This window comes from Thalassomonas sp. RHCl1, assembly GCF_947387555.1.
GTDB lineage: Bacteria > Pseudomonadota > Gammaproteobacteria > Enterobacterales > Alteromonadaceae > Thalassomonas.
Window position 1 is genome coordinate 13,371 of sequence record NZ_CANDNZ010000024.1, and the last position, 19,903, is coordinate 33,273.

The window sequence follows — 19,903 nt, forward strand, 5'->3', positions numbered from 1 at the left end:
GGTGAAAGTCATGACTCCTTATAGCGGTTTATTAACTAGAATTAGTGTTAACGGCTGTTACTAACACTTGCGCCCGCAAGTGCCATAAGCCCGGGAGTTCAAGATGATTTCATATCGACTCGAAAGTGATTCCTTTGGTGAATTACCCGTTCCTGATGATAAATATTATGGCGCGCAAACCGCCCGGTCATTAATCAACTTCGCCATTGGCGATGAAACCTTGCCTAAACCGCTCATTCGCGCCTTGGGGGTGGTGAAACAAGCCGCCGCGCAGGTGAATATGGACTTTGGTTTGCTGCCCAAGGCGCTTGGCGAAGTGATCATCGCCGCCGCCGCTGAAGTTGCGGCAGGGGAGCTTGACCATCACTTTCCCCTGTCGGTGTGGCAAACCGGCTCAGGCACCCAAAGCAATATGAATTGTAACGAAGTGATTGCCAACCGCGCTATTGTCATGCTTGGCGGCGAAAAGGGCTCGAAAACGCCGGTGCATCCCAATGATCATTGTAATATGGGGCAGTCATCCAATGATACTTTTCCGACAGCTATGCATATTGCCGCGGTGGAAGAAATTAATTTAGGTCTAATACCGGCGCTGCATAGTTTAAAAGATGCGTTGAAGAAAAAATCTATTGCTTTTGAGCACCTGGTTAAAATCGGCCGTACCCATATGCAAGATGCGACCCCTTTGACCTTGGGACAGGAATTTTCCGGATACTATGCGCAAGTGGAGCATGGCATACGCAGAATTGAAGCTGTGCTGCCGGCCTTGTATCAGCTTGCCCAGGGCGGCACGGCCGTAGGTACAGGATTAAATGCCATGGCGGGTTTTGATATCAAGTTTGCCCGGCAAGTGGCGAAAATCACTCAGTTTCCTTTTGTCAGCGCCGACAATAAATTTGAAGCTTTGGCGGCCCATGATGCCCTGGTGGAAGCGAGCGGCGCTTTAAATACCCTGGCGGTAAGTTTGATGAAAATTGCTAATGATATCCGTTTACTTGGCTCCGGCCCCCGTTGCGGTATTGGGGAAATTTGCCTGCCGGAAAATGAGCCTGGCTCATCTATTATGCCGGGTAAGGTAAATCCGACCCAATGCGAGGCGTTAACCATGATTGCTGCCCAAGTGATGGGTAATCATACCTGCATCAGTGTTGCCGGGGCTAACGGGCATTTTCAGCTTAATGTCTTTAAACCTGTGATGATTTATAACCTGTTGCAATCGATCCGTCTTTTGGGAGACGGCTGTACCAGCTTTACCGAGAAATGTATTAAAGGCATCAGCGCCAATGAGCAAAGGATCAATGAATTAAGGGATCGCTCTTTGATGCTGGTGACGGCGCTTAACCCGCATATCGGTTATGACAATGCCGCTAAAATTGCCAAAAAAGCCCATCAGGAGGGGATGAGTTTACTGGACGCGGCGCTGGCGCTTAAGCTGTTAACCAAAGAGCAATTTGAAGCCTGGGTTGTACCTGAAAACATGACCGGCAATGGGGGCGAAAAAACGTAATGCCAGTTTGACAAGTGAGTTTGACTTTACTGATCCGATGAGTTGCTGACTTTATGATTTTCCTTTGTTATATTCGAACTATTACAATAAGGGGCAAAGCTGCCAAGCAGGTTTTGCCGTTATCATTTAAGGAAAAAAATAAGGGGAAAACAGCATATGAGTCTACAAATGGAAACTTGCCTGCAGCAATGGCATGACGTGGTTAAACACCAGGATATGGCGCTATTAAACGATATCCTGGCGGATGAGGTGGAGTTTCATTCTCCCACGGTGTGGAAACCTAAAGAAGGTAAGCAAATCACTGCCTATATCTTAAAAACCGTGATGGGCATTTTTCAGGACTTTACCTACCACCGCCAGTTTGTTTCCGGTAACAGTGTGGTACTGGAGTTTTCCGCTATGGTGGCGGGAAAAAATATCAAGGGTATAGACATGATCCGCTGGAATGAGCAGGGGAAAATTGAGCATTTTGAAGTGATGCTAAGGCCGTTAAACGGTTTGCAGGCGATGCTGGAAATCATGACGGCAGATCTGCAAAAAGCCGGATTTGTGCCCAAAGATTAACAATTAGTTTCTGCAGATTAAGGTGGATGAATCATCAGTCACTTTAATCTGCTAACCTCATAAATTTCCTTTCTATTTTCGATCCATTTTTTACTGATGATCTTGCACTCATAACAGGGTAAATTACTATTATGCTAAGAGCCTTTTTCTGGCATATTAAAATGGCTTTATCGGCAACTTAATTAAAAGAATATATTCATTTAAGGGTATTAAATTTATGTGTGAATTGCTCGCTATGAGTGCCAACGTCCCCACCGATATCTGTTTTAGTTTTACCGGCTTAATGCAGCGGGGCGGTAATACCGGTCCCCATAAAGATGGCTGGGGAGTGACTTTTTATGAAGGCAAAGGTTGTCGTAGTTTTAAAGATCCTATGCCCAGCGCCCACTCTCCCATTGCCCGGCTGGTCACGGAATACCCTATCAAAAGTGAAGCGGTGATTTGTCATATCCGTCAGGCCAATTCCGGTGCCGTTTGTTTGGAAAATACCCATCCCTTTACCCGGCAAATGTGGGGCAAGAACTGGACTTATGCCCACAACGGTCAGCTAAAAGGTTTCATGGAAACTTTCCCGGTGAAGCTGCATTTACCCGTTGGTACTACAGACAGTGAGCATGCCTTTTGTTGGATATTGGATCAAATTCATTACCAGTTTGGTGACCAACAGCCGCCAGCTTGCGAGTTATTTGCTTTTATTGCTAGCTTGAGTGAACGTATCAATCAATATGGGGTGTTTAATGTCATTATCACCAACGGTGAAAGTCTGTTTGCCTTTTGCTCGAATAATTTACATTGGATCACCCGCCGGGCGCCCTTTGGCAGAGCCAGTTTGATCGATGCTGAAATGCTGGTGGATTTTAAGCAGGAAACCAGTGATAAAGATATAGTGACGGTGATTGCCACCCAGCCGCTGACGGATGATGAAACCTGGCATAAAATGTTGCCGGGGCAGTGGCAATTGTTTTGTCTGGGGGAATCTATTGCTTGCGGGCAAATGGCGGTAGCTGAAACCAGTAAGGCGGAATAGTTTTACCTGGAGAAGGGTAACGAATGTTCGTTACCCTAAAATTGGTAAGCAAGGGGGATTAATGAGGCTGTTTTTCTTTCGAAGGTAGCGAGGCTGTGACTGCTTTGCCGTCTACCTTTAAGTCTGTTAACTGGGCTTCAAATTGTTTAACCCCGGCTTTCACCTGAAAGAGTTTTACCAGCAGGTAGTCCAGTTCAGGAGCAAACCAGGCATAGGTGATACGTTTCTTGTCCACCACTTCCCGTTTGAATTTCACCGCTTTTACCAAACCGTAGGGCAGGAGCAATTCTTCTTCGCCGTCATACTGGTAAACATAATTCTTGATTTTTCCGGAGCTTTTGATCACCGGATAGACAAAATGTTTTTGCTCTGGATGCGCCAATAAATTGAGGCGGTTTTGTAAATGATAACTCAGGGGATCCTGCAGGTTCTGGCTGAAATCAGCCTTAATCGCCTGTTGCTCTTTGACATCAAAAGCACTGTTATTGGCAAAGTCATACTGCCATTCATAATGCTTGTCGCGGCCGGTGCCTTCCCGGTCGTACTTATAATGTTGGGGGATAACCTTGTTATTTTTGACTTGGACAATGGATGACTCTTTTCGGGTATCAGAAAAGATCAGCCATTCAATATCTGTACTGTAGCTATAGCGGGCGCTGCCATCCTCCTGGTAGCTTAGCTGGCGGCTGGCAGTGCCCACGGGATCGTCTTTATGAATAATGCTGTAGGAGGCAGTAAAAGGTTTTACTCCTATATCATTTGCTGCTGGCTCACCGGCAAAGGCCGAAAAGGACGGACAAAGCGCCGCGACAAACAAAGGATATAATTTTTTCAACATGTTACTACCTCTTGAACTTAGTTCTTTTTATTACTCATCGCTGGCGTAACCCGATACAGGTAAAGCCTGGTTATCGAGTAGCGCCTGATCATTTAACATGCATAATCTCTGCTGACAGAACCATTTTACCACTAAGGGGTAGATGCGATGTTCCTGTTCGTGGACACGGCTGGCGAGATCACTTGCTTCATCTCCGGGAAACACCGGAACTTTTGCCTGTAATATAACCGGACCGCCATCAAGCTCTTCGGTAACAAAATGGACACTGACCCCATGTTCCTTGTCGCCGGCATCGATTGCGCGTTGGTGGGTATTTAATCCCTGATACTTGGGCAACAAAGATGGATGAATGTTCAATAATTTTCCAGAATAATGTTGAACAAAGCCCGGCGTCAAGATCCGCATAAAACCGGCCAATACCACCAGGTCCGGCTGATAGGCGTCAATTTTTTCAATTAACGCCTGATCATAGGCTTCCCTGGAGTCAAAGCTGGTATGGGATAAAGTGATGGCATCAACACCGGCATTTTCCGCCCGGGTCAAACCGTAAGCGTCTGCCTTGTTGGAGACCACCGCCACTACTTCACCGGGATAATCATCGGCGCCGCTGGCATCAAGCAGGGCTTGCAAATTGCTGCCGCTGCCTGAAATTAACACCAGAATTCGACTCGGCATGCCTTAGCCCTCGTTCATTTCAACTTGTTCTTCATCGGCGGCTGCGTTGTCGATAGCGCCGATGTGCCAGGCATTTTCACCCTGTGCCTTTAAGATTTCCAAGCTGGCTTCAAGTTTGTCGCTTGGTACGGCGATGATCATGCCAACGCCGCAGTTAAAGGTGCGGTACATTTCGTGTTCGCTGATATTGCCTTTTTCCTGCAGCCAGTTGAAGATTTGCGGCCATTGCCAGGAGGTTTTGTTGATCACAGCTTTTGTGTTTTGTGGTAATACCCGGGGGATATTTTCCCAGAAACCGCCGCCGGTAATATGCGACAGGGCATGAACATCCACTTCTTTTAATAACGCCAGCACAGATTTGACATAGATTTTGGTCGGTGTCAGCAAGTGCTCGCCGATGGCTTTGCCGTCTAACAATTCATTGGTGTCTGTGTTGTTTACTTCCAGCACTTTACGAATCAGGGAATAACCGTTGGAATGAGGACCCGAAGCGCCTAAGGCTATCAGCTGATCGCCTGCGGCAACCTTGCTGCCGTCAAGCAGGCGGGATTTTTCTGCAACGCCGACACAGAAACCGGCGATATCGTAATCGCCTTTGTGGTACATGCCCGGCATTTCCGCTGTTTCACCACCGACCAAGGCACAACCTGCCTGGATACAGCCTTCGGCAATGCCGCTGACGACATTGGAGGCCACGTCAACGTCAAGTTTGGCGGTGGCGTAATAATCAAGGAAGAATAACGGCTCGGCGCCCTGGACAATCAGGTCATTGACACACATGGCCACCAGGTCAATGCCCACGGTATCATGTTTTTCCAAATCGATTGCCAGGCGCAGTTTAGTACCGACGCCATCGGTACCGGCAACCAGTACCGGTTCTTTATAACCTGTAGGTAGCTGGCATACTGAGCCGAAGCCCCCCAAACCCCCCATTACTTCAGGGCGTGTTGTGCGTTTAACAGCCCCCTTAATGTTCTCGACCAGGGCATTGCCTGCATCTATATCTACACCAGCATCTTTATAACTTAAGGACTGTTTTTGTTCGCTCACGGGAAACCTCAAAAAATAACCGACAGATTTTAAAGGTGCATATTCTAGCAGCGTGGGCGGGAGGTTAGTATCATTAAAATAAATTATTTTCCCAAGGCAATAAATAGGGGATAAAATTCTTGTGCAATATGATAAGATCTTGAATATGAAATTGATTCGTCTCCTTTATATGATTAGATTTTGCACACTGCTTTTGACCTTTTTATGCTCGGCCGCTATTCAGGCGGTTGAAGTCAAAGATTTATACCAGGCCAAGGTGCCTGTGAACTCCCAGGCGAAAGCCGAAAGAAACCGTGCATTAAAGCAGGCGCTGCGCTCGGTGATTGTTAAAGTTTCCGGCCAGGAGGCTGCGGTAGACAATGATGTTGTCAAACAGGCGGTGGCCAAACATCAGCAATACCTGAGCCAATATACTTATGAGCGTCTTGTTTCTTATCCAACAAAAAATGGTCCGGTTAAAAATAAGCTGGTGCTGCAGGCGACGTTTGATGAGCACAAGATCAACGCCCTGTTTCAGCAGGCGCAGTTATCCTTATGGGGGAACTTACGTCCCCAGGTATTATTGTGGTTAGTCGAGGAGCAGGGGCTGGAGCGTAGCATTTTATCTTCTTCCTCGCGCTCGCCTTTGCCTGGGATTGCCACCGATTACGCACGGCAAAGGGGCTTGCCGGTGATTATGCCGTTAATGGATTTAACCGATGCCAGCCAGGTGCAAACCTCTGATATCTGGGGTCGTTTTGCCGAGCCGGTGCGGGCCGCATCAGAGCGTTATTACCCGGAAGCCATAGTAGTGATCCGGGTCTCCAACTCCAGTTTGTTGCCGCAAATCCCCCAAAGCGAAGATGAACAAGACTGCATCTTGTGCCAGGAAAATAACCTGGTGCTGGACTGGAGTTTGCTGACGGATAAACAGGTTTTTGGTCAGCGGCGTCAGAGCAATAATGCCGGACAATTGATTGAGCAGGCCCTGGCGGAGATCACCCAGACCATTTATCAGGGATATGCCCAGTCGCCGTCTATGGACAACGAGTTGCTGCTTGATGTCGCCAATGTCGACTCATTACAAACCTATATGGCGGTGTCGCAGTTCCTGGAAAAGTTATCTTCGGTGCAGTCGGTGCGTTTAGTCAGCGCCCGGGGCACAAACCGCAGGTTCAGCCTGAGTCTGCTTGGCGGTAAACAGGCGCTGCTTGCTTCCCTTAAACTGAATAAATTGCTGCAACAGCATATAGATCCGCTGGCGGAAGTTCGTCCGGACGATGTCCCGGTTTTTTATTGGGGTAAGTCATGAAGCAGGTTGCCCAATTAGCACTGGCGGTGCAGCTACCCGATGATGAAAACTTTGACAGTTTTCAGAGTGAAGCCAACCAGGCGGTGGTAAAACAGCTGCAGGACTTTATTGACGGTAAATCGGCGCTGGAAAGTCAGCCCCACGGTTTTTATCTGTTTGGCATTGGCGGGGTGGGCAAATCCCACCTTTTGCATGCCAGCAGTGCCTATGCTGCTTTGCTCGGGAAATCTTCCCTGTGTCTGTCTTTTTCCGAATTGAAGCTGTTATCGGTGGAAATGCTGGACGGGCTGGAGCAAATCGATTTAATTTGTCTTGACGATCTGCACCTTATTGCCGGTGACGATATCTGGCAACAGGCGGTGTTTGATTTATATAATCGCGTGGTGGAGCAAAATAAGCGTTTGTTGATCACAGGCAACCAGAGTGCCCAGCAACTGGGTATTACCTTGCCGGATCTTGTCTCCCGCATCGGCTGGGGTTATACCGAGCAGGTCAAGGTGATTTCCGATGCGGAAAAAATTAAGGCGTTGCAGTACCGGGCGTTGCAGCGCGGGCTGATTTTACATGATGATGTGGTGAAATTTCTGCTCAACCGGTTAAGCCGGGATATGCGTTCGTTGATCAAAACCCTGGATATTTTGGATAAGGCCTCTATCCGGGAACAGCGTAAAATTACCATTCCTTTTATTAAAGAAACTCTTTTATAAGCCAGAGCAAGTTTAAGGGTTTTAAGAGCTATTGTTAGCACAAATTTAAGAGCAGGGCGTTATGCCCTGTCTTAGCTAAATTTAGTGTTTGGGCTCTTAGTGTTTAGGCTCTTAGTGTTTAGGCAAGGGCTTTTCATAATAAGGCAAAGCCCTGACATATTCACGCCGGATCACTTGCCGATGGGAAATTTGCTCCAGGGTCTGGGCAAAGCTCAGGTTTTTTTCCAGGGTAACTCTTGATGCCGGACTGATGCCTAAGTTTTCCACCCAATTATTGCCTGCTGTCATGGCAATAGGGGCGGGCAGGTTATTGATCACGCTATCAGCGTCAAAGTCCGGTAATACCCGGCGGGCGACATAGCTGACCCTGGGCTTGATATTATCTTCGCCGATCCGTCCTCTTTGTCCCCAGTTCACTATATAGTCGTCGGCGAAAATCACCTCACCCGTGGGCTGGTTGGTGACGGCCACATCACGCACTATGTCGTAGCGACTATACATCATCAGCTCTTCGAACAACATGGCATAATCTTCCCGCTCAGAAGAATAGTTATAAAAATCTGTTGCCTGATCGCTACTAAAAAATCCGCTGACATCCGAGGGGCTGTAGGCTTTTTGTGTATTGCTGGCATTGCCGTCGCCGAAACTGACCTGGGCCAGGGCACGCATATTGTCGCTGTGCAGCGGGTAGGCCACGGCGAGTTGGTCTGACTGGGTACTTGAGGCTAAAGCCGCATCCAAAACCCGGGTATTGAGATTAAAACTCTGCCATGAACTGCTGGGGAAAAAATCATTGGCATGGGTCAGCTCGTGGTACATCAGGGCGGCTAAGCGGTATAAACCGTCCTGGCTGCTGCGGTTTTCCCGGCTGTCGGCGGCCACCGACTCGCTGGCATAATCGTTATTTTTGATATAGCGCCAGGGCATGGCAAATTGCAGGTCTTTACCAAAATCGCTGCGATAATCCGGCGCGGCATTGATGGTGTCTCTTTCATCGGCGGTTAACCAGAAATTATCGGCATCAAGGTAAATGGCCCCGGTGGCGGCCCAATAAAAAGAAGGACGGATATCGTAAGAGATCACCACGCCTGTGGTGGCCTGTAACATGCTGCGAAAATCGCCATGGGGATCATTGGTTTCTAAAAACTCCCGGAATCTGTCCCCCATCCAGGCATGGGATACCAGTACCCGGTCCATGATGTCGTCTATCTCTGGGGCCGGGGTCTGCTGTCCTATCAGGGGCAGGCGCCCTAAGGTGCAGGAGCTGCTTAACTGGTTGGAATAAAGGCAAGGTTCGAGGGCGTCGGCGTAATCGCTGTTGGCCTGGTAGGGAAACACACTGGCCAGGCGCTCTTCGAAATAGGCATTATTCGGGATAACCGGACTGTCTTCTATTAACACGGCCACAGTATCAAGGTAGCTGATACCGTTTTGTGTAATTGAAACATCAAACTCTACCAGAGTATCCTGACTAACCTCTGGACTGTCAAAAAAGATCGCCACATCCCCGGTCAGCGAGCTGCCGGTCAAGCTCAGGCTCGGGCCGGACTTTTGTTGCCAGCGGATACTGGCGCTGTCGAGCTCGGCGGCGACTTCGGCGCGCAGGGAGACTTTATTGCCTTCTTGTACCACGTGGCCGAGGCGGGCATTAATATAGTTGTCGCCTTCACTGACATTGATACTATGGGATAAGGTTTGGCTAGTGCCGTTAAGGTTAAAGGAAACCTGGAAACTGTAATTTCCCGGGGTCAGCGGGGTAAAGGCGATGGCCTTGCTGGTGTTGCTTAACAAGGTCACCGGTTCACTGCTGGTCTGCTGCCATAAAATATTCGTTACTGACTCGTCCGGGTAATATAAGAACAAATCCACCGCCTGGTTGACCTTGATATTGTCATCAAAGGCGATCAATGAATTTTTCTGATAATTGTCCTGGAGCAGCGGAGTATCGGAGCCGTTGCCGCTGTTATCCGAAGACGATGAGCCGTTACAGCCGCTTAACAGGCAAGTAACTAACACAGGCAGTAACAATTGTTTCATGGTGATTCCTTTACTTTTTACGTCGCTTAAAGCCCTTAGCTTCACTAAAAAACAAGCTGAACGGCTTACTCTTGTTCTTTTTTCTTCCTGATACTCAGGCCTAATTCCTGGCCGCGATATTTGGCATAATAGCTGCCGCCAAGAAACATCATAGTGGCAAAGATAAACTCCAGTGCCGCCCACAGCATATCTTCCGGGGAAACCCATAAGGTGGTTAAGCTGTGCAGATAATAGATCATGACAATAAAGTTCGACCAGGCATAGGTATAGGGATTACCCTGCAATAAGCCTTTCATCGGAAAGAGCAGGGGCAGGGTAAACATTACCAGGGATAATGTCGGACTCAACCCCTGGCTGGGGTTTAATACCACCAGCCACAGGGGCATCAGTACCAGTAAAGAAAAATAGCCGCTAAGGGCTATTTTTTTCAACGTTTGGGTTGAAAACCTTTGTTGTTTATTCATTGTATTCTAGATAAACCTAAGGTATTTCTATGGCAACAGGGCCAGTACGTTTTCAGGAGGTCTGCCGATCACCGCCTTATCGTTTGCCACGACAATCGGGCGCTCGATTAGTTTAGGGGTGGCCGCCATTGCCGCAATTAAGGTCGCTTCGTCGGCGCCTTTAAGGTTTTGCTCTTTAAATTCCGCTTCTTTGGTGCGCATCATCTCAATGGCAGGCACCGACAGCAGGGCCATCAGCTCTTTGATCTGCACTTCGGTTAACGGCGTTTTCAGGTATTCGACAATATTGACTTCTGCCTTGGCATCTTCGATCAGGGCTAAGGTTTGTCTGCTTTTTGAGCAGCGCGGGTTGTGGTAAATCGTTAACATTTAATTTTTATCTCTTGGTTTTGCAATAAATATCAATATGGCTATATAACACGCCATTATGACATAAAGGTTAATGGGTTAATATATCCGGATGATTATAAGCGTTTCAGGCTGTTTTCCTGCTCCTGGAACTGCAATACCCTGGCCTTGATGCGTTTTTGTACCAAAGGTTTGCCGTCGGCAAATTCATAGCCGGTTTGCAGCTCATCAATGGCCCGCTGGTAATTACCCAGCAGTGCCAGGGTTTCGGCGCGGTTGACATGCATTAACGCAGTTTTGCCGTGCCGGCGATAGACTGAGGTTAGCAGGTCATAGGCGAGGAAGTTATCCGGCTTCACCAGCAGGAAGTCGTTGAGAATATCGGCCGCCTGCTGATATTTTTTCGCTTCCATTAACAGGTTGGCATAGTTGAGCGCCACCACCTGGTTGTTGGGCATGAGCAGGTTTAATTCCGATAACATCTTGATGCCTTGCTTAAATTCTTTCAACTGGATATAAACATCGCTGAGGGTATCGGCATAAAACAAATTGGTTTTATCCTGCTCAAACAACCGGGTCAGGATAGTTTTTGCCTGCTGGTATTGCTTGTCTTCGAAATAAGAAAGCGCCAGGGCATATTCGGCGGCGGGCTTTAATTTGTACCTGGATTTTTCAATCAGGTACTTAAAGCTTTTGATATTGTCCTTAGGGTTACCTTCATACCTGGCCTGTATCCTTGCCTTGGCCAGCTCAAAGCTGAGCTTAGGGGCCTGGGGATTCGGGGCAAAGTTCTGTGCCCTCAGCCTGGCATCCGAGATACGTGACTCCGGCAAGGGATGGGTTAACAGCATGGCCGGCGGCTTGCTCTTATAGCGGTATTGCTCGGCCATTTTGGCAAAAAATTGCGGCGCCGCCTGGGGGTCAAAGTTGCTGTTGGCCAACAGGGCGATGCCGACGCGATCCGCTTCTTTTTCATTGCCGCGGGTATAGTTAATGCCCGCCTGTTGCTGGGCCGCCATGCTGGTGGAAAGCGCCGCCATACCCACAGTCGGGTTGACCAGAGTCAGCAGTACGCCGGAGATCATGCCCGCGGTCGTTAAAGGCCGGCTCCTGCTTTGGGCCTCTAAGCGCCGGGCGAGGTGCCTTTGGGTGACGTGGGAGATTTCATGGGCCAGTACCGAGGCCAGTTCGCTTTCATTGTCGGCGGTGGTCAGCAGACCGCTGTGAACGCCGACATGGCCGCCGAAAAAGGCGAAAGCGTTAAGCTCTTTGTTATTAATGAGAAAAAAATCAAAAGGGTAATTGACGTCGATGGCGTTTTTCACCAGTTGGTTGCCGAGATCGTTGATATATTCCATCAATACCGGGTCATTGATGATCGGCTGGGTGCCCCTGAGTTGACGTTTTAAGGCATCGCCTATTTGCTGCTCTTTATCCAGGGATAAAATACTGCCGCCGGCGGTACCGATTTCCGGCAGCCGGTTTTTATCGGTTTCTTCGCCATAAGCAAGTCCGGTGAAAGCCGTCAGGCCGATTGCGATTAACAGGGGTTTTAATGTAAACAAAATAGTCTTCCGTTTAGTTGATGTCACGTATTTCATTGACCGTGTCGTTTGCTTTTTGCCGTTCAATATCACGATAAAACTCGGCGATGCTAAAACCATCGATTTCTATGATATCAAAAGATCCCCTTAAAATATCAATGAGGTTGTCCACCCTCAAAAAGGCATATTTTATTAATTCCACATCGGCTTCGTCGCCGTTATCCATAGAGTAAATAATAAAGGCCGGCAGGGAGTTAATGCGAAATAACCGGCGCATGGTTTCCGGTATCCAGGCCAGGAACGGGCACCAGGGGTTTTTTAGCAGGGTGCTGTCAAGGCGCTCCCCCTGGATCATCGGGAAACAGTGCAACTCGTAACCCATTTCATTAAAAACGTGCTTGAGGCTGATTTGCGGTTTAATTTTTACCGCAGGATTGCCGTCTTTATCGGTATAACCACCGAGTAAATCCATATTCCAGGTGTCACGATTAAGCAGGTGTTTATATGAGCTGTCAAAACCATGGGTTAAGATGCCGTCAAGCTCGCCGACAGATGAAGAAACCATGTGATAAATGGCCGGCACTTCCCCCCAGTTGAGCTTACGTTTATTGGCATTAATTTCTTTAAGGGCGGGGGCTTTTAAAAATTCACTCATTGGGCTCTCGTACTGCTCACTAAATTCTTTATTAATAAGTACCATTAGATGATTGTAATCAATTGTCGCAAATTAGATAATTAAACAAAAGTGCTGTTTTAATTATTTCCTATGTTATATGAATACGATGCAACCGCTGATAAATGTCCTCTGCCTCTGGTTAAAATGCGTGTGATATTGAAAAAAATGCAACAAGGTGATGCTTGTCTGATTCGTATCAGCGATAAAGGTTCGATAAAAGATATCCCTAAATTACTAAAAAAGCAGGGATATCCATATAATGTACGCTATATAAGCAATGCTGTGCTCGAATTACACATTAAAAACAGGTAAGTAAGTATATGGTTCAAATGTTCGCCGACTGGTATAAGCGCAAATTTTCCGATCCCCATGCCGTCACCCTGGCGGTGATCCTGATCGGCGCTTTTATGTTTATTTATTTTTTCAGTCATTTGCTGATGCCGGTGTTTGTTGCCATCGCCATTGCCTTCTTGCTTGATTTACCCGCTAACCAGTTAATGAAAGTCGGCTTTTCGCGCACTACTGCGGTTACAACCGTGGTTTCGGGTTTTATCGGTTTTTCCCTGCTTGCCCTGTTGGGATTGATGCCGGTGATGTGGCAGCAAAGCAGCAATTTGTTGCAGGAAGTGCCGCAAATGATCACCCACGGGCAAAGTTATCTGCTGACCTTACCGGAGAAATATCCCGAATTTATCCAGGCGGAGCAAATCGAAACGTTAATCAACCTGGTGAAGGAAAAACTGCTCGACTGGGGCCAGATAGTGCTGGAGGCATCGCTTAATTCGATATCTGATATTGTCGCCCTGATGATTTACCTGATCCTGGTGCCGCTGATGGTGTTTTTCTTTTTAAAAGACAAAGAAGAGCTGATGGCAGCTTTTGTTGTTTTCCTGCCGAAAGAACGCCGCATGGCGAGCCAGGTCGGCCGGGAAATGAACCAGCAAATCATGAATTATATCCGCGGTAAGGTGATTGAAATTTTGATCATCGGCGCCGTCTCTACCGTGACCTTTATATTCCTGGGGCTGGAGTATGCGGTTTTACTGGGGGTACTGGTGGGCTTGTCGGTATTGGTGCCTTATGTCGGCGCGACTATCGTGACTTTTCCCGTGATGCTGGTGGCGCTGTTTCAGTGGGGCACCAGTGCGGAATTTGGTTATGTGATGATCGCCTATGCCATTATCCAGGCACTGGATGGTAACTTGCTGGTACCTATTTTATTTTCCGAAGCAGTGAACCTGCACCCGGTTACCATTATTATTGCGGTGATTTTATTCGGCGGTTTATGGGGCTTTTGGGGGGTATTTTTTGCCATTCCGCTGGCAACCCTGGTGAAGGCGGTGATTAATGCCTGGTCCACCAGTCAGCAGGAAAGTGTCGGGGAGAGTAGTTAATTTTGCATGAAAAAGGGCCGAAACGGCCCTTTTTTAATAGCTGGTAAATAGACTTGCCGGCGATAACTTAAGGGGTATAACTGGCCACTAGCTTGATATCACTATGATCGCTATAGCCGAGCAACATGACGTAATAAGTACCCGCCTGGACATTGCTGATATTGCAAGTTTCATTACTGCCTACCTTCCAGGGGCGGCAATCATAATCGCTTTTAGTCGGCGCTGAGCCGAACTTGACATGCATATCGACATCGCCTGTGCCGTCGCTGGTGGCAAAGCTTAAGTTAGTGGCACCCGGCGGCACTTGCAAAGTGTAGATACTTTCTTGATTTGCATTACCGGACACCAGGGTGATCACGCCGTTTTCCAGGCTATTGCCATTGCTGCTGCCCAGGCTGTAGTTGGCCACTAAGCTGACATCGTTGAAATCGTTATAACCACGCAACATTACGTAGTAGGTGCCTGCCTGAATGTTTTCCATGGTGCAATGTTCAACATTGCCACCTTTATAAGGGCGGCAGTCATAATTGTTGATATCGGGCGCTGAACCGTACCTGACATACATGTCGGCGTCGCCGCTGCCGCCGCTGGTATCAAAGCTCAGGGTGGCAGTATTGGCGGGTACTTCCAGAGTAAAGTGCACTTCTTCCTGTGCTTTGCCGCTAACGCTTTTGCTTACGCCGTTTTTCAGGACATTATCGTCGACCGGGTCGTCGTTTTGTATGTAACGGGCCAGTAAAGTGGCGTCGGTAAAGGCACTGTCGGCGCGGACATGGATATAATTCCAACCCGGCTGCACTTGCGGCACTAAAATGGTTTCGTCATTGGTGGGGCCGTTTGAGATATGATCATAGGTAGTATCGTTGGGGCGGGCATCCCAGCGGTGTAACAAATTACCGTTGCCGCTGCCGTGGCGCAGGGTGATTTCCAGGCTGACATTGACCAATCCGGACGGGACATATAAACCGATCTGCACCTGGTTATTGTTGCTGGCATTTTCAAGGCAGATAGCCTCGCCGGCACTGATATCGCGGGACTCGCGTGCACGGCCAAGGGCACAGGCATTAATCCCGGTTTGCTCGTCTCCCTGGACATCATCGACATTCACAGGTTCTACCGGCGAAGGGGGGCGGGTATTGTCGACGGTGCAGCCCGAAGATGTCACGGTTGGCAGCCAGTTGTTAAAGTCACTGTCAAAGGTTTTATTGTTTACCCAGTTATCCACCATATTGCTTCGGTAGGAGGCATAATCACCTTGTTTAAACGTCTCCAGCATATTAAAAAAGGTACTGTTTTGGCGTTCGAACATATAGCGGGAGGCAAGATAACCCCAGTCATAAATGCGGGTCTGGCCGACACCGTATTCGTTGGCAAAAATCGTGCTCAGCTCATAAGTGCCGGCAGCCGCTTCACTGGCCGCACCGTCGTTACAGTTGCGGCGGGAAATATATTCGGCAATGCCTTCACCGTACCACACGGTTTTTCCGGCACCGTTGATATCGTGAAAATCTCCCTGGGTAATGAAACGCCCGTCCAAATAATGGATATATTCATGGCGCAGGTTCCAGATATCAAACACCGGGCGTGCTGGGACTTCTTCATAGGCGAAAAAGGTTGCCTGATCGCCGGCGGTACTTGGGTCGCCTTCCAGATACAAACCGCCGTTGTCTGTGCTGGCACCAAATAAGACCCCGCCATAAATACGCCACTCGGCGGCATTATTAAAAACCACCATACGCAGCGATTCATTATCGTCGGGGGTGACAGGTGTCCTGTTGGTTTTCATGGTGTCATGAAAGTAGTCCTCATGGCTTTTTAATGAGTTACAGGCCCATTCAAGCTGCTCCTGGTTCATGTCCTGTGCCCACATAAACAGGGTGCCGGACGGGCAATTGATGCGGTCGTTTAAGACCGAGGCAATAATATCGTCTTTTTTGTTGCAGACATTAAAATTGCTGCATTTTCCCCGGTAATCGACGGCATTGAGTACCTGCAGATAAGCCCGGCGCCCGGTATCGGTTTTAAGCGGACCGAAGCTATTGAATATTTTAGTGACCTCACCGGCAAGCGTTGCTTCGATAGCAGAAAAATGGCTGTCATTTTTACCGCTGTAGATATTGGCCAACTGGTATCCCAGGTTGTGTAAATGATAATCGGCGGAGGGTTTGTCGAGCCAGGCAATATTATCGTGAATAAAGTTGGCCATTTTAGTGATAAGGGCGGTGCTGTGCTCATTGCTGCGGCAGTCGGCAAAACGGGCACAGGCACTGGGTATGCCCCAGGTCGCTTCGGCAAAGACATCTCCCCAGCCTTTGACACTGTCATAGGAGGCATCGTAGCGATTGAGCAGCTGGTGCACCACATCCATATAATGCTCACGGATACTGGCATTGTTTAAGTTGACCACGGCAAGCTCGATAACATCGGCATTTTCAGTGGTTTTATCATACATATGGGGGTTGCTGAACAGGGTGTCCATCGCCCCCCTGGTTGCTGCCTGGTTCTCGGGTGTTAACAGCTCTCTGTTGCCGTAATAATAAAAGGCGCGGATCCAATATTGCAGCGCCTTGAAGTAGTTATCACCATCTGTGCCGTTATAACTGGCAGACTTGGCTTTGGTTTCGTCGGCTACCGTGAGAATGTTGGCTTGTGTGAAGGTTCCCTGGCGTACGGCTTGTGAGGCGTCGGTGAATAAACGGCCGACACAATCAAATCCCTGAGTTTTGATTTGCGCTAACAAAGCACTGCCGGAAGTCATAAAGGCATTATCGTTACAACTGGCTTCGGTTGTACTTGATAAAGTACTGGTGGTGACTTGCTCTTTACTGCTCTTATGGGGACTTTTTTTATCTTCGACAAGTTTGATTGGTGCTGAGATATCATAGTGCTTTGCCGGCAAGGCCTGTGATGGAATAAAGCTGATATGCTCAGCATGGGCGACTTGATCGGATGTTGCTACAGCATCAATACCTCTTGCCGGACTATTGGCGGCCAACACCGATGGCGTTAACGTGCTTATTAACAGTATGGATAATGTTTTTTTCATCATCATGATCTCATCCTCCCGGCCGGGGGATGACAAAACGTTTGCCTGGTGCTGGATGGGGTGTGCATTTTCATTGTCTGAAATCCTTTATCTTATTATTTTCGTGGTAAAGCATGTTTTATGTAAAAATGATCACCTTTAGTTTTTTCGTTGCCGTTTATAAGGTGCAAACCGCAAGTATTTTTAAAGATGTTCATTTAGGGGTAGGCTGTCATCAAATCGTAAACTTAATTTGATATACAATATACCCGCCTCCATTTAAGCACTGGCTGTCAGTGAATTCGTATTGTTTCCAAGCAAAAAGTTATTAAAAACACGCCTTTTAAAGCTAAAAAGTGCGTATTTTCTCACCGGGATGAACCCGCGTCCTTATCGCCACAAAGGTTTTTAGGTTGTTTTGTATACTGTATTCAGTTAGCGTAAGGCGGGTATTCAGCAAAAGGAACTCGTGCCAGTGGATTGGATCAATAGAATAAAAATTAATGAAAGCAGTCCCTTGCAAGCTCAGGGATATGAAGACAGTTTTGGCTTTCAACGGCATAAACCGCAATTAATGGCGACGAGTCATTGGCATGGTCATATTGAAATAAACTATTTATTTGATTGTTCGGCAGATTACTTAATCAACGGCAAAAAAATCAGGGTCCCGCAAGGGCGTATGATACTTTTTTGGGCCAGCATTCCGCACCAGATGATAGCAGCGCAGGGGGAGGGAGAGATGGTGAATATTTACATTCCACTGCAAGCTTTTTTATCATGGAAGTTTTCAAATGAGTTTATCAGTGAGATCTTTTCCGGGGAAGTGCTGGTGGCGGAACGCTTGCATGAGGGCGATCAAATTCTGACTCAACTATGGGAGCATGATCTGGCGACAAAAAAAATTACTTTAGTGACACAGGTGATAGATGAAATCAGAAACCGCATCCGCCGTATGTCGCTTGAGCCCTTTACCACCTTTGAACTTTCATCATCAGTAAAAAAACAGGGGAAAAAGTCTTTATCGGGGGGACTTTCCCATATCAGGGTGATCTTAAAATATATTGCCGATAACTATGATAAAAAAATCACCATAGACCAGGTTGCCCGGGAAACGGGACTGCATCCTAATTATGCCATGAAGTTATTTCATAGTGTGATGAAAACGTCAATCAAACAATATATTAATAAGCTTCGTTTGCAACATGCACAGGCCCTGCTGATAGATACCAATCATGCGGTATTGACCATTGCCATGGAAGCGGGTTTTGGCTCTATCAGCCGCTTTTATGACATTTTCCAGCGTGAACATAAGAGAACTCCACAGGAATTTCGTAATGAGTTTAGCAACCCCTGAACCGGGGGCTTTGTTAGCAGTGGATTTAGTTTTTGTGGCAGGATATAAGTTGGCCATCGCAGACTTGCCAAAAGCAGGCGGGGATACAATAAAAGCGCAAATATCGGTCGATATTACCGCTTTTATTGTATCCCCGGGATGTTAACGACCTTAAGTACCAAGCTTATGGACTACTGAGTCTTTAACACTTCCAGTACCACTTCATGATGGGTCTTGGTTTTAAACTTGTTAAAGACATGGCTGATTTTACCGTCCAGGCCGATTAAAAAGCTCAAACGGTGGATACCGTCATATTCTTTACCCATAAATTTCTTTAAACCCCAAACGCCAAAGTCATCGGCGACTTTATGGTCAACATCAGAGAGCAGGGTGAAGTTAAGTTCGTCACGCTGGCAAAATTTCGCCAGGCGTTTTGGTTCATCCGGGCTGATGCCAAATACTTTCGTGTTTAATTTTTCCAGCTCGGCCTTAGAGTCTCTTAATCCCTGGGCCTGCACCGTACATCCCGGGGTCATGGCTTTAGGGTAAAAATAGACCAGTACCTGCTGCTTGCCGATATAATCGGCAAGGCTGACCTCCTGGTCATTTTCATCTTTAAGGGTGAATAACGGCGCGCTATCGCCTACGTTTAGTGTGTTCATTATTTTTCTACTCTTGCTGTTAACCCCTTAGTGGTGGCTAAGGATCATAATAAGTTTGAAGTTACCTGTTTGATACAACCCTGGACATCGATTTGCTCACAAAGCTGTAAAAACTCATTTTCCAGGGTGTTTATATCGGTGTTTTCTGTCAGGGCAAATAAAATATGTGCCCTCATATTATTGCTCAACGGATCAATTTCCGACTTTAGCGAGGAAATATCTATGTTGCGGGTGGCAAAAAATGCTGTCATGGCTTTTAACACCCCCGGCTGGTCAATACCGGCATATTCCGCCTGGTAATGATGGGTAAAGTCCTGTGATTTGTAACCCGAGGTCCGTTTCATCATGGTAATTAAATCCAGGCTATGGGCAACGGCGGGTAATTTATTTTCAATTTGCACTATCGCGCGGTTATCGCCGTTGAGCAGCATGATAAAAGTAAATTCCAGGCCAAAGATCGCCATCCGGCTGTCGAGAATATTACAGCCACACTCACTCGCTAATTTAGTTAATTCACTAACGCAGCCGGTTCGATCCGCGCCCATAGCGGTTAAAACTAAATACTGGGACATGACATAGACCTGTTATTAAAAGAAAAAATTAATTGTAACCCATACATGTGTCTTAGCGCTAAAATTTTTCCCGCGGTCCGGCTTGAAAAATAAAAGCTGGCGGATAATTCGTCTTTTTGGCTTTATTTTCGCCAAAGAAAAACAAGCCTGCGGCTGATCGCCGGTGAAAATCTCAGATTTAAGGCCTTA

20 protein-coding genes are annotated in these 19,903 nt (G+C 47.5%); 9 read left to right on the top strand and 11 right to left on the bottom strand.

The features are described 5' to 3' along the window. Nucleotides 1-106 precede the first annotated feature (106 nt). From fumC to QL234_RS30675, 3 genes are all read left to right on the top strand, one after another. Nucleotides 107-1,507 carry a class II fumarate hydratase gene (fumC, locus tag QL234_RS30665; RefSeq protein WP_348650747.1) on the top strand — a complete coding sequence of 467 codons (1,401 nt, stop codon included), beginning with the start codon at nt 107-109 and terminating at the stop codon, nt 1,505-1,507. Nucleotides 1,508-1,663: 156 nt separating this feature from the next. After that, complete coding sequence (locus QL234_RS30670) at nt 1,664-2,071, top strand: nuclear transport factor 2 family protein (RefSeq protein WP_281561533.1); 408 nt, start codon at nt 1,664-1,666, stop codon at nt 2,069-2,071. Nucleotides 2,072-2,288: 217 nt separating this feature from the next. Further along, nucleotides 2,289-3,098 carry a class II glutamine amidotransferase gene (locus QL234_RS30675; RefSeq protein ID WP_281561534.1) on the top strand — a complete coding sequence of 270 codons (810 nt, stop codon included), beginning with the start codon at nt 2,289-2,291 and terminating at the stop codon, nt 3,096-3,098. Between the two features lie 58 nt (nt 3,099-3,156). Here the strand turns inward: QL234_RS30675 and QL234_RS30680 are convergent, their stop codons facing one another. From QL234_RS30680 to purM, 3 genes are read right to left on the bottom strand one after another with little or no spacing between them, the layout of a single operon-like run. After that, nucleotides 3,157-3,936, bottom strand: coding sequence for a DUF3108 domain-containing protein (locus QL234_RS30680; RefSeq protein ID WP_281561535.1), 780 nt, complete (start codon nt 3,934-3,936; stop codon nt 3,157-3,159). A 30-nt stretch (nt 3,937-3,966) separates the two neighbouring features. Continuing rightward, entirely contained in the window at nt 3,967-4,611 is a 645-nt protein-coding gene (gene purN / locus QL234_RS30685; protein WP_281561536.1) for a phosphoribosylglycinamide formyltransferase, read from the bottom strand. A gap of 3 nt (nt 4,612-4,614) precedes the next feature. After that, nucleotides 4,615-5,661, bottom strand: coding sequence for a phosphoribosylformylglycinamidine cyclo-ligase (gene purM / locus QL234_RS30690; protein WP_281561537.1), 1,047 nt, complete (start codon nt 5,659-5,661; stop codon nt 4,615-4,617). A 193-nt stretch (nt 5,662-5,854) separates the two neighbouring features. On the opposite strand from purM, the gene QL234_RS30695 reads away from it, so the two are divergent. Beyond that, nucleotides 5,855-6,952, top strand: coding sequence for a DUF2066 domain-containing protein (locus QL234_RS30695; RefSeq protein WP_281561538.1), 1,098 nt, complete (start codon nt 5,855-5,857; stop codon nt 6,950-6,952). Then, nucleotides 6,949-7,659, top strand: a complete 711-nt coding sequence (hda, locus tag QL234_RS30700) for a DnaA regulatory inactivator Hda (RefSeq protein ID WP_281561539.1) — start codon at nt 6,949-6,951, stop codon at nt 7,657-7,659. Before QL234_RS30695 ends, hda begins: the two co-directional genes overlap by 4 nt. Before the next feature lie 111 nt (nt 7,660-7,770). On the opposite strand, the gene QL234_RS30705 is transcribed toward hda, so the two are convergent. The 5 genes from QL234_RS30705 to QL234_RS30725 form a co-directional block, all read right to left on the bottom strand. After that, the gene (locus QL234_RS30705) at nt 7,771-9,696 is read right to left on the bottom strand and encodes a hypothetical protein (protein ID WP_281561540.1); all 1,926 of its coding nucleotides are present in this window, start codon (nt 9,694-9,696) and stop codon (nt 7,771-7,773) included. A 65-nt stretch (nt 9,697-9,761) separates the two neighbouring features. Next, complete coding sequence (locus tag QL234_RS30710; RefSeq protein WP_281561541.1) at nt 9,762-10,160, bottom strand: DUF2069 domain-containing protein; 399 nt, start codon at nt 10,158-10,160, stop codon at nt 9,762-9,764. A 27-nt stretch (nt 10,161-10,187) separates the two neighbouring features. Beyond that, nucleotides 10,188-10,529 (bottom strand): arsenate reductase (glutaredoxin), encoded by a 342-nt coding sequence (gene arsC / locus QL234_RS30715; RefSeq protein WP_281561542.1) that lies wholly within the window; start codon nt 10,527-10,529, stop codon nt 10,188-10,190. Nucleotides 10,530-10,624: 95 nt separating this feature from the next. Continuing rightward, nucleotides 10,625-12,073, bottom strand: a complete 1,449-nt coding sequence (locus QL234_RS30720) for a M48 family metalloprotease (RefSeq protein ID WP_281561543.1) — start codon at nt 12,071-12,073, stop codon at nt 10,625-10,627. A gap of 13 nt (nt 12,074-12,086) precedes the next feature. Continuing rightward, nucleotides 12,087-12,707: a hypothetical protein gene (locus QL234_RS30725; protein ID WP_281561544.1), complete on the bottom strand. Its 621-nt coding sequence runs from the start codon at nt 12,705-12,707 to the stop codon at nt 12,087-12,089. Between the two features lie 111 nt (nt 12,708-12,818). On the opposite strand from QL234_RS30725, the gene QL234_RS30730 reads away from it, so the two are divergent. After that, nucleotides 12,819-13,040 (top strand): sulfurtransferase TusA family protein, encoded by a 222-nt coding sequence (locus tag QL234_RS30730; protein WP_044836011.1) that lies wholly within the window; start codon nt 12,819-12,821, stop codon nt 13,038-13,040. 8 nt (nt 13,041-13,048) lie between these two features. Next, nucleotides 13,049-14,122 carry an AI-2E family transporter gene (locus QL234_RS30735; RefSeq protein ID WP_281561545.1) on the top strand — a complete coding sequence of 358 codons (1,074 nt, stop codon included), beginning with the start codon at nt 13,049-13,051 and terminating at the stop codon, nt 14,120-14,122. Between the two features lie 67 nt (nt 14,123-14,189). On the opposite strand, the gene QL234_RS30740 is transcribed toward QL234_RS30735, so the two are convergent. Then, on the bottom strand, nt 14,190-17,174 hold the full coding sequence (locus QL234_RS30740; RefSeq protein ID WP_281561546.1) for a M9 family metallopeptidase: 2,985 nt from the start codon (nt 17,172-17,174) through the stop codon (nt 14,190-14,192). 448 nt (nt 17,175-17,622) lie between these two features. On the opposite strand from QL234_RS30740, the gene QL234_RS30745 reads away from it, so the two are divergent. Next, nucleotides 17,623-18,501 (top strand): helix-turn-helix domain-containing protein, encoded by an 879-nt coding sequence (locus QL234_RS30745; protein WP_281561547.1) that lies wholly within the window; start codon nt 17,623-17,625, stop codon nt 18,499-18,501. After that, nucleotides 18,482-18,646, top strand: a complete 165-nt coding sequence (locus QL234_RS30750; protein WP_281561548.1) for a hypothetical protein — start codon at nt 18,482-18,484, stop codon at nt 18,644-18,646. Before QL234_RS30745 ends, QL234_RS30750 begins: the two co-directional genes overlap by 20 nt. 25 nt (nt 18,647-18,671) lie before the next feature. Here the strand turns inward: QL234_RS30750 and bcp are convergent, their stop codons facing one another. After that, a complete protein-coding gene (gene bcp, locus QL234_RS30755) occupies nt 18,672-19,142 on the bottom strand; it encodes a thioredoxin-dependent thiol peroxidase (protein ID WP_281561549.1) in 471 nt (156 codons plus the stop codon). A gap of 44 nt (nt 19,143-19,186) precedes the next feature. After that, nucleotides 19,187-19,714, bottom strand: a complete 528-nt coding sequence (locus QL234_RS30760; RefSeq protein WP_044836014.1) for an ACT domain-containing protein — start codon at nt 19,712-19,714, stop codon at nt 19,187-19,189. Between the last annotated feature and the right edge of the window lie 189 nt (nt 19,715-19,903).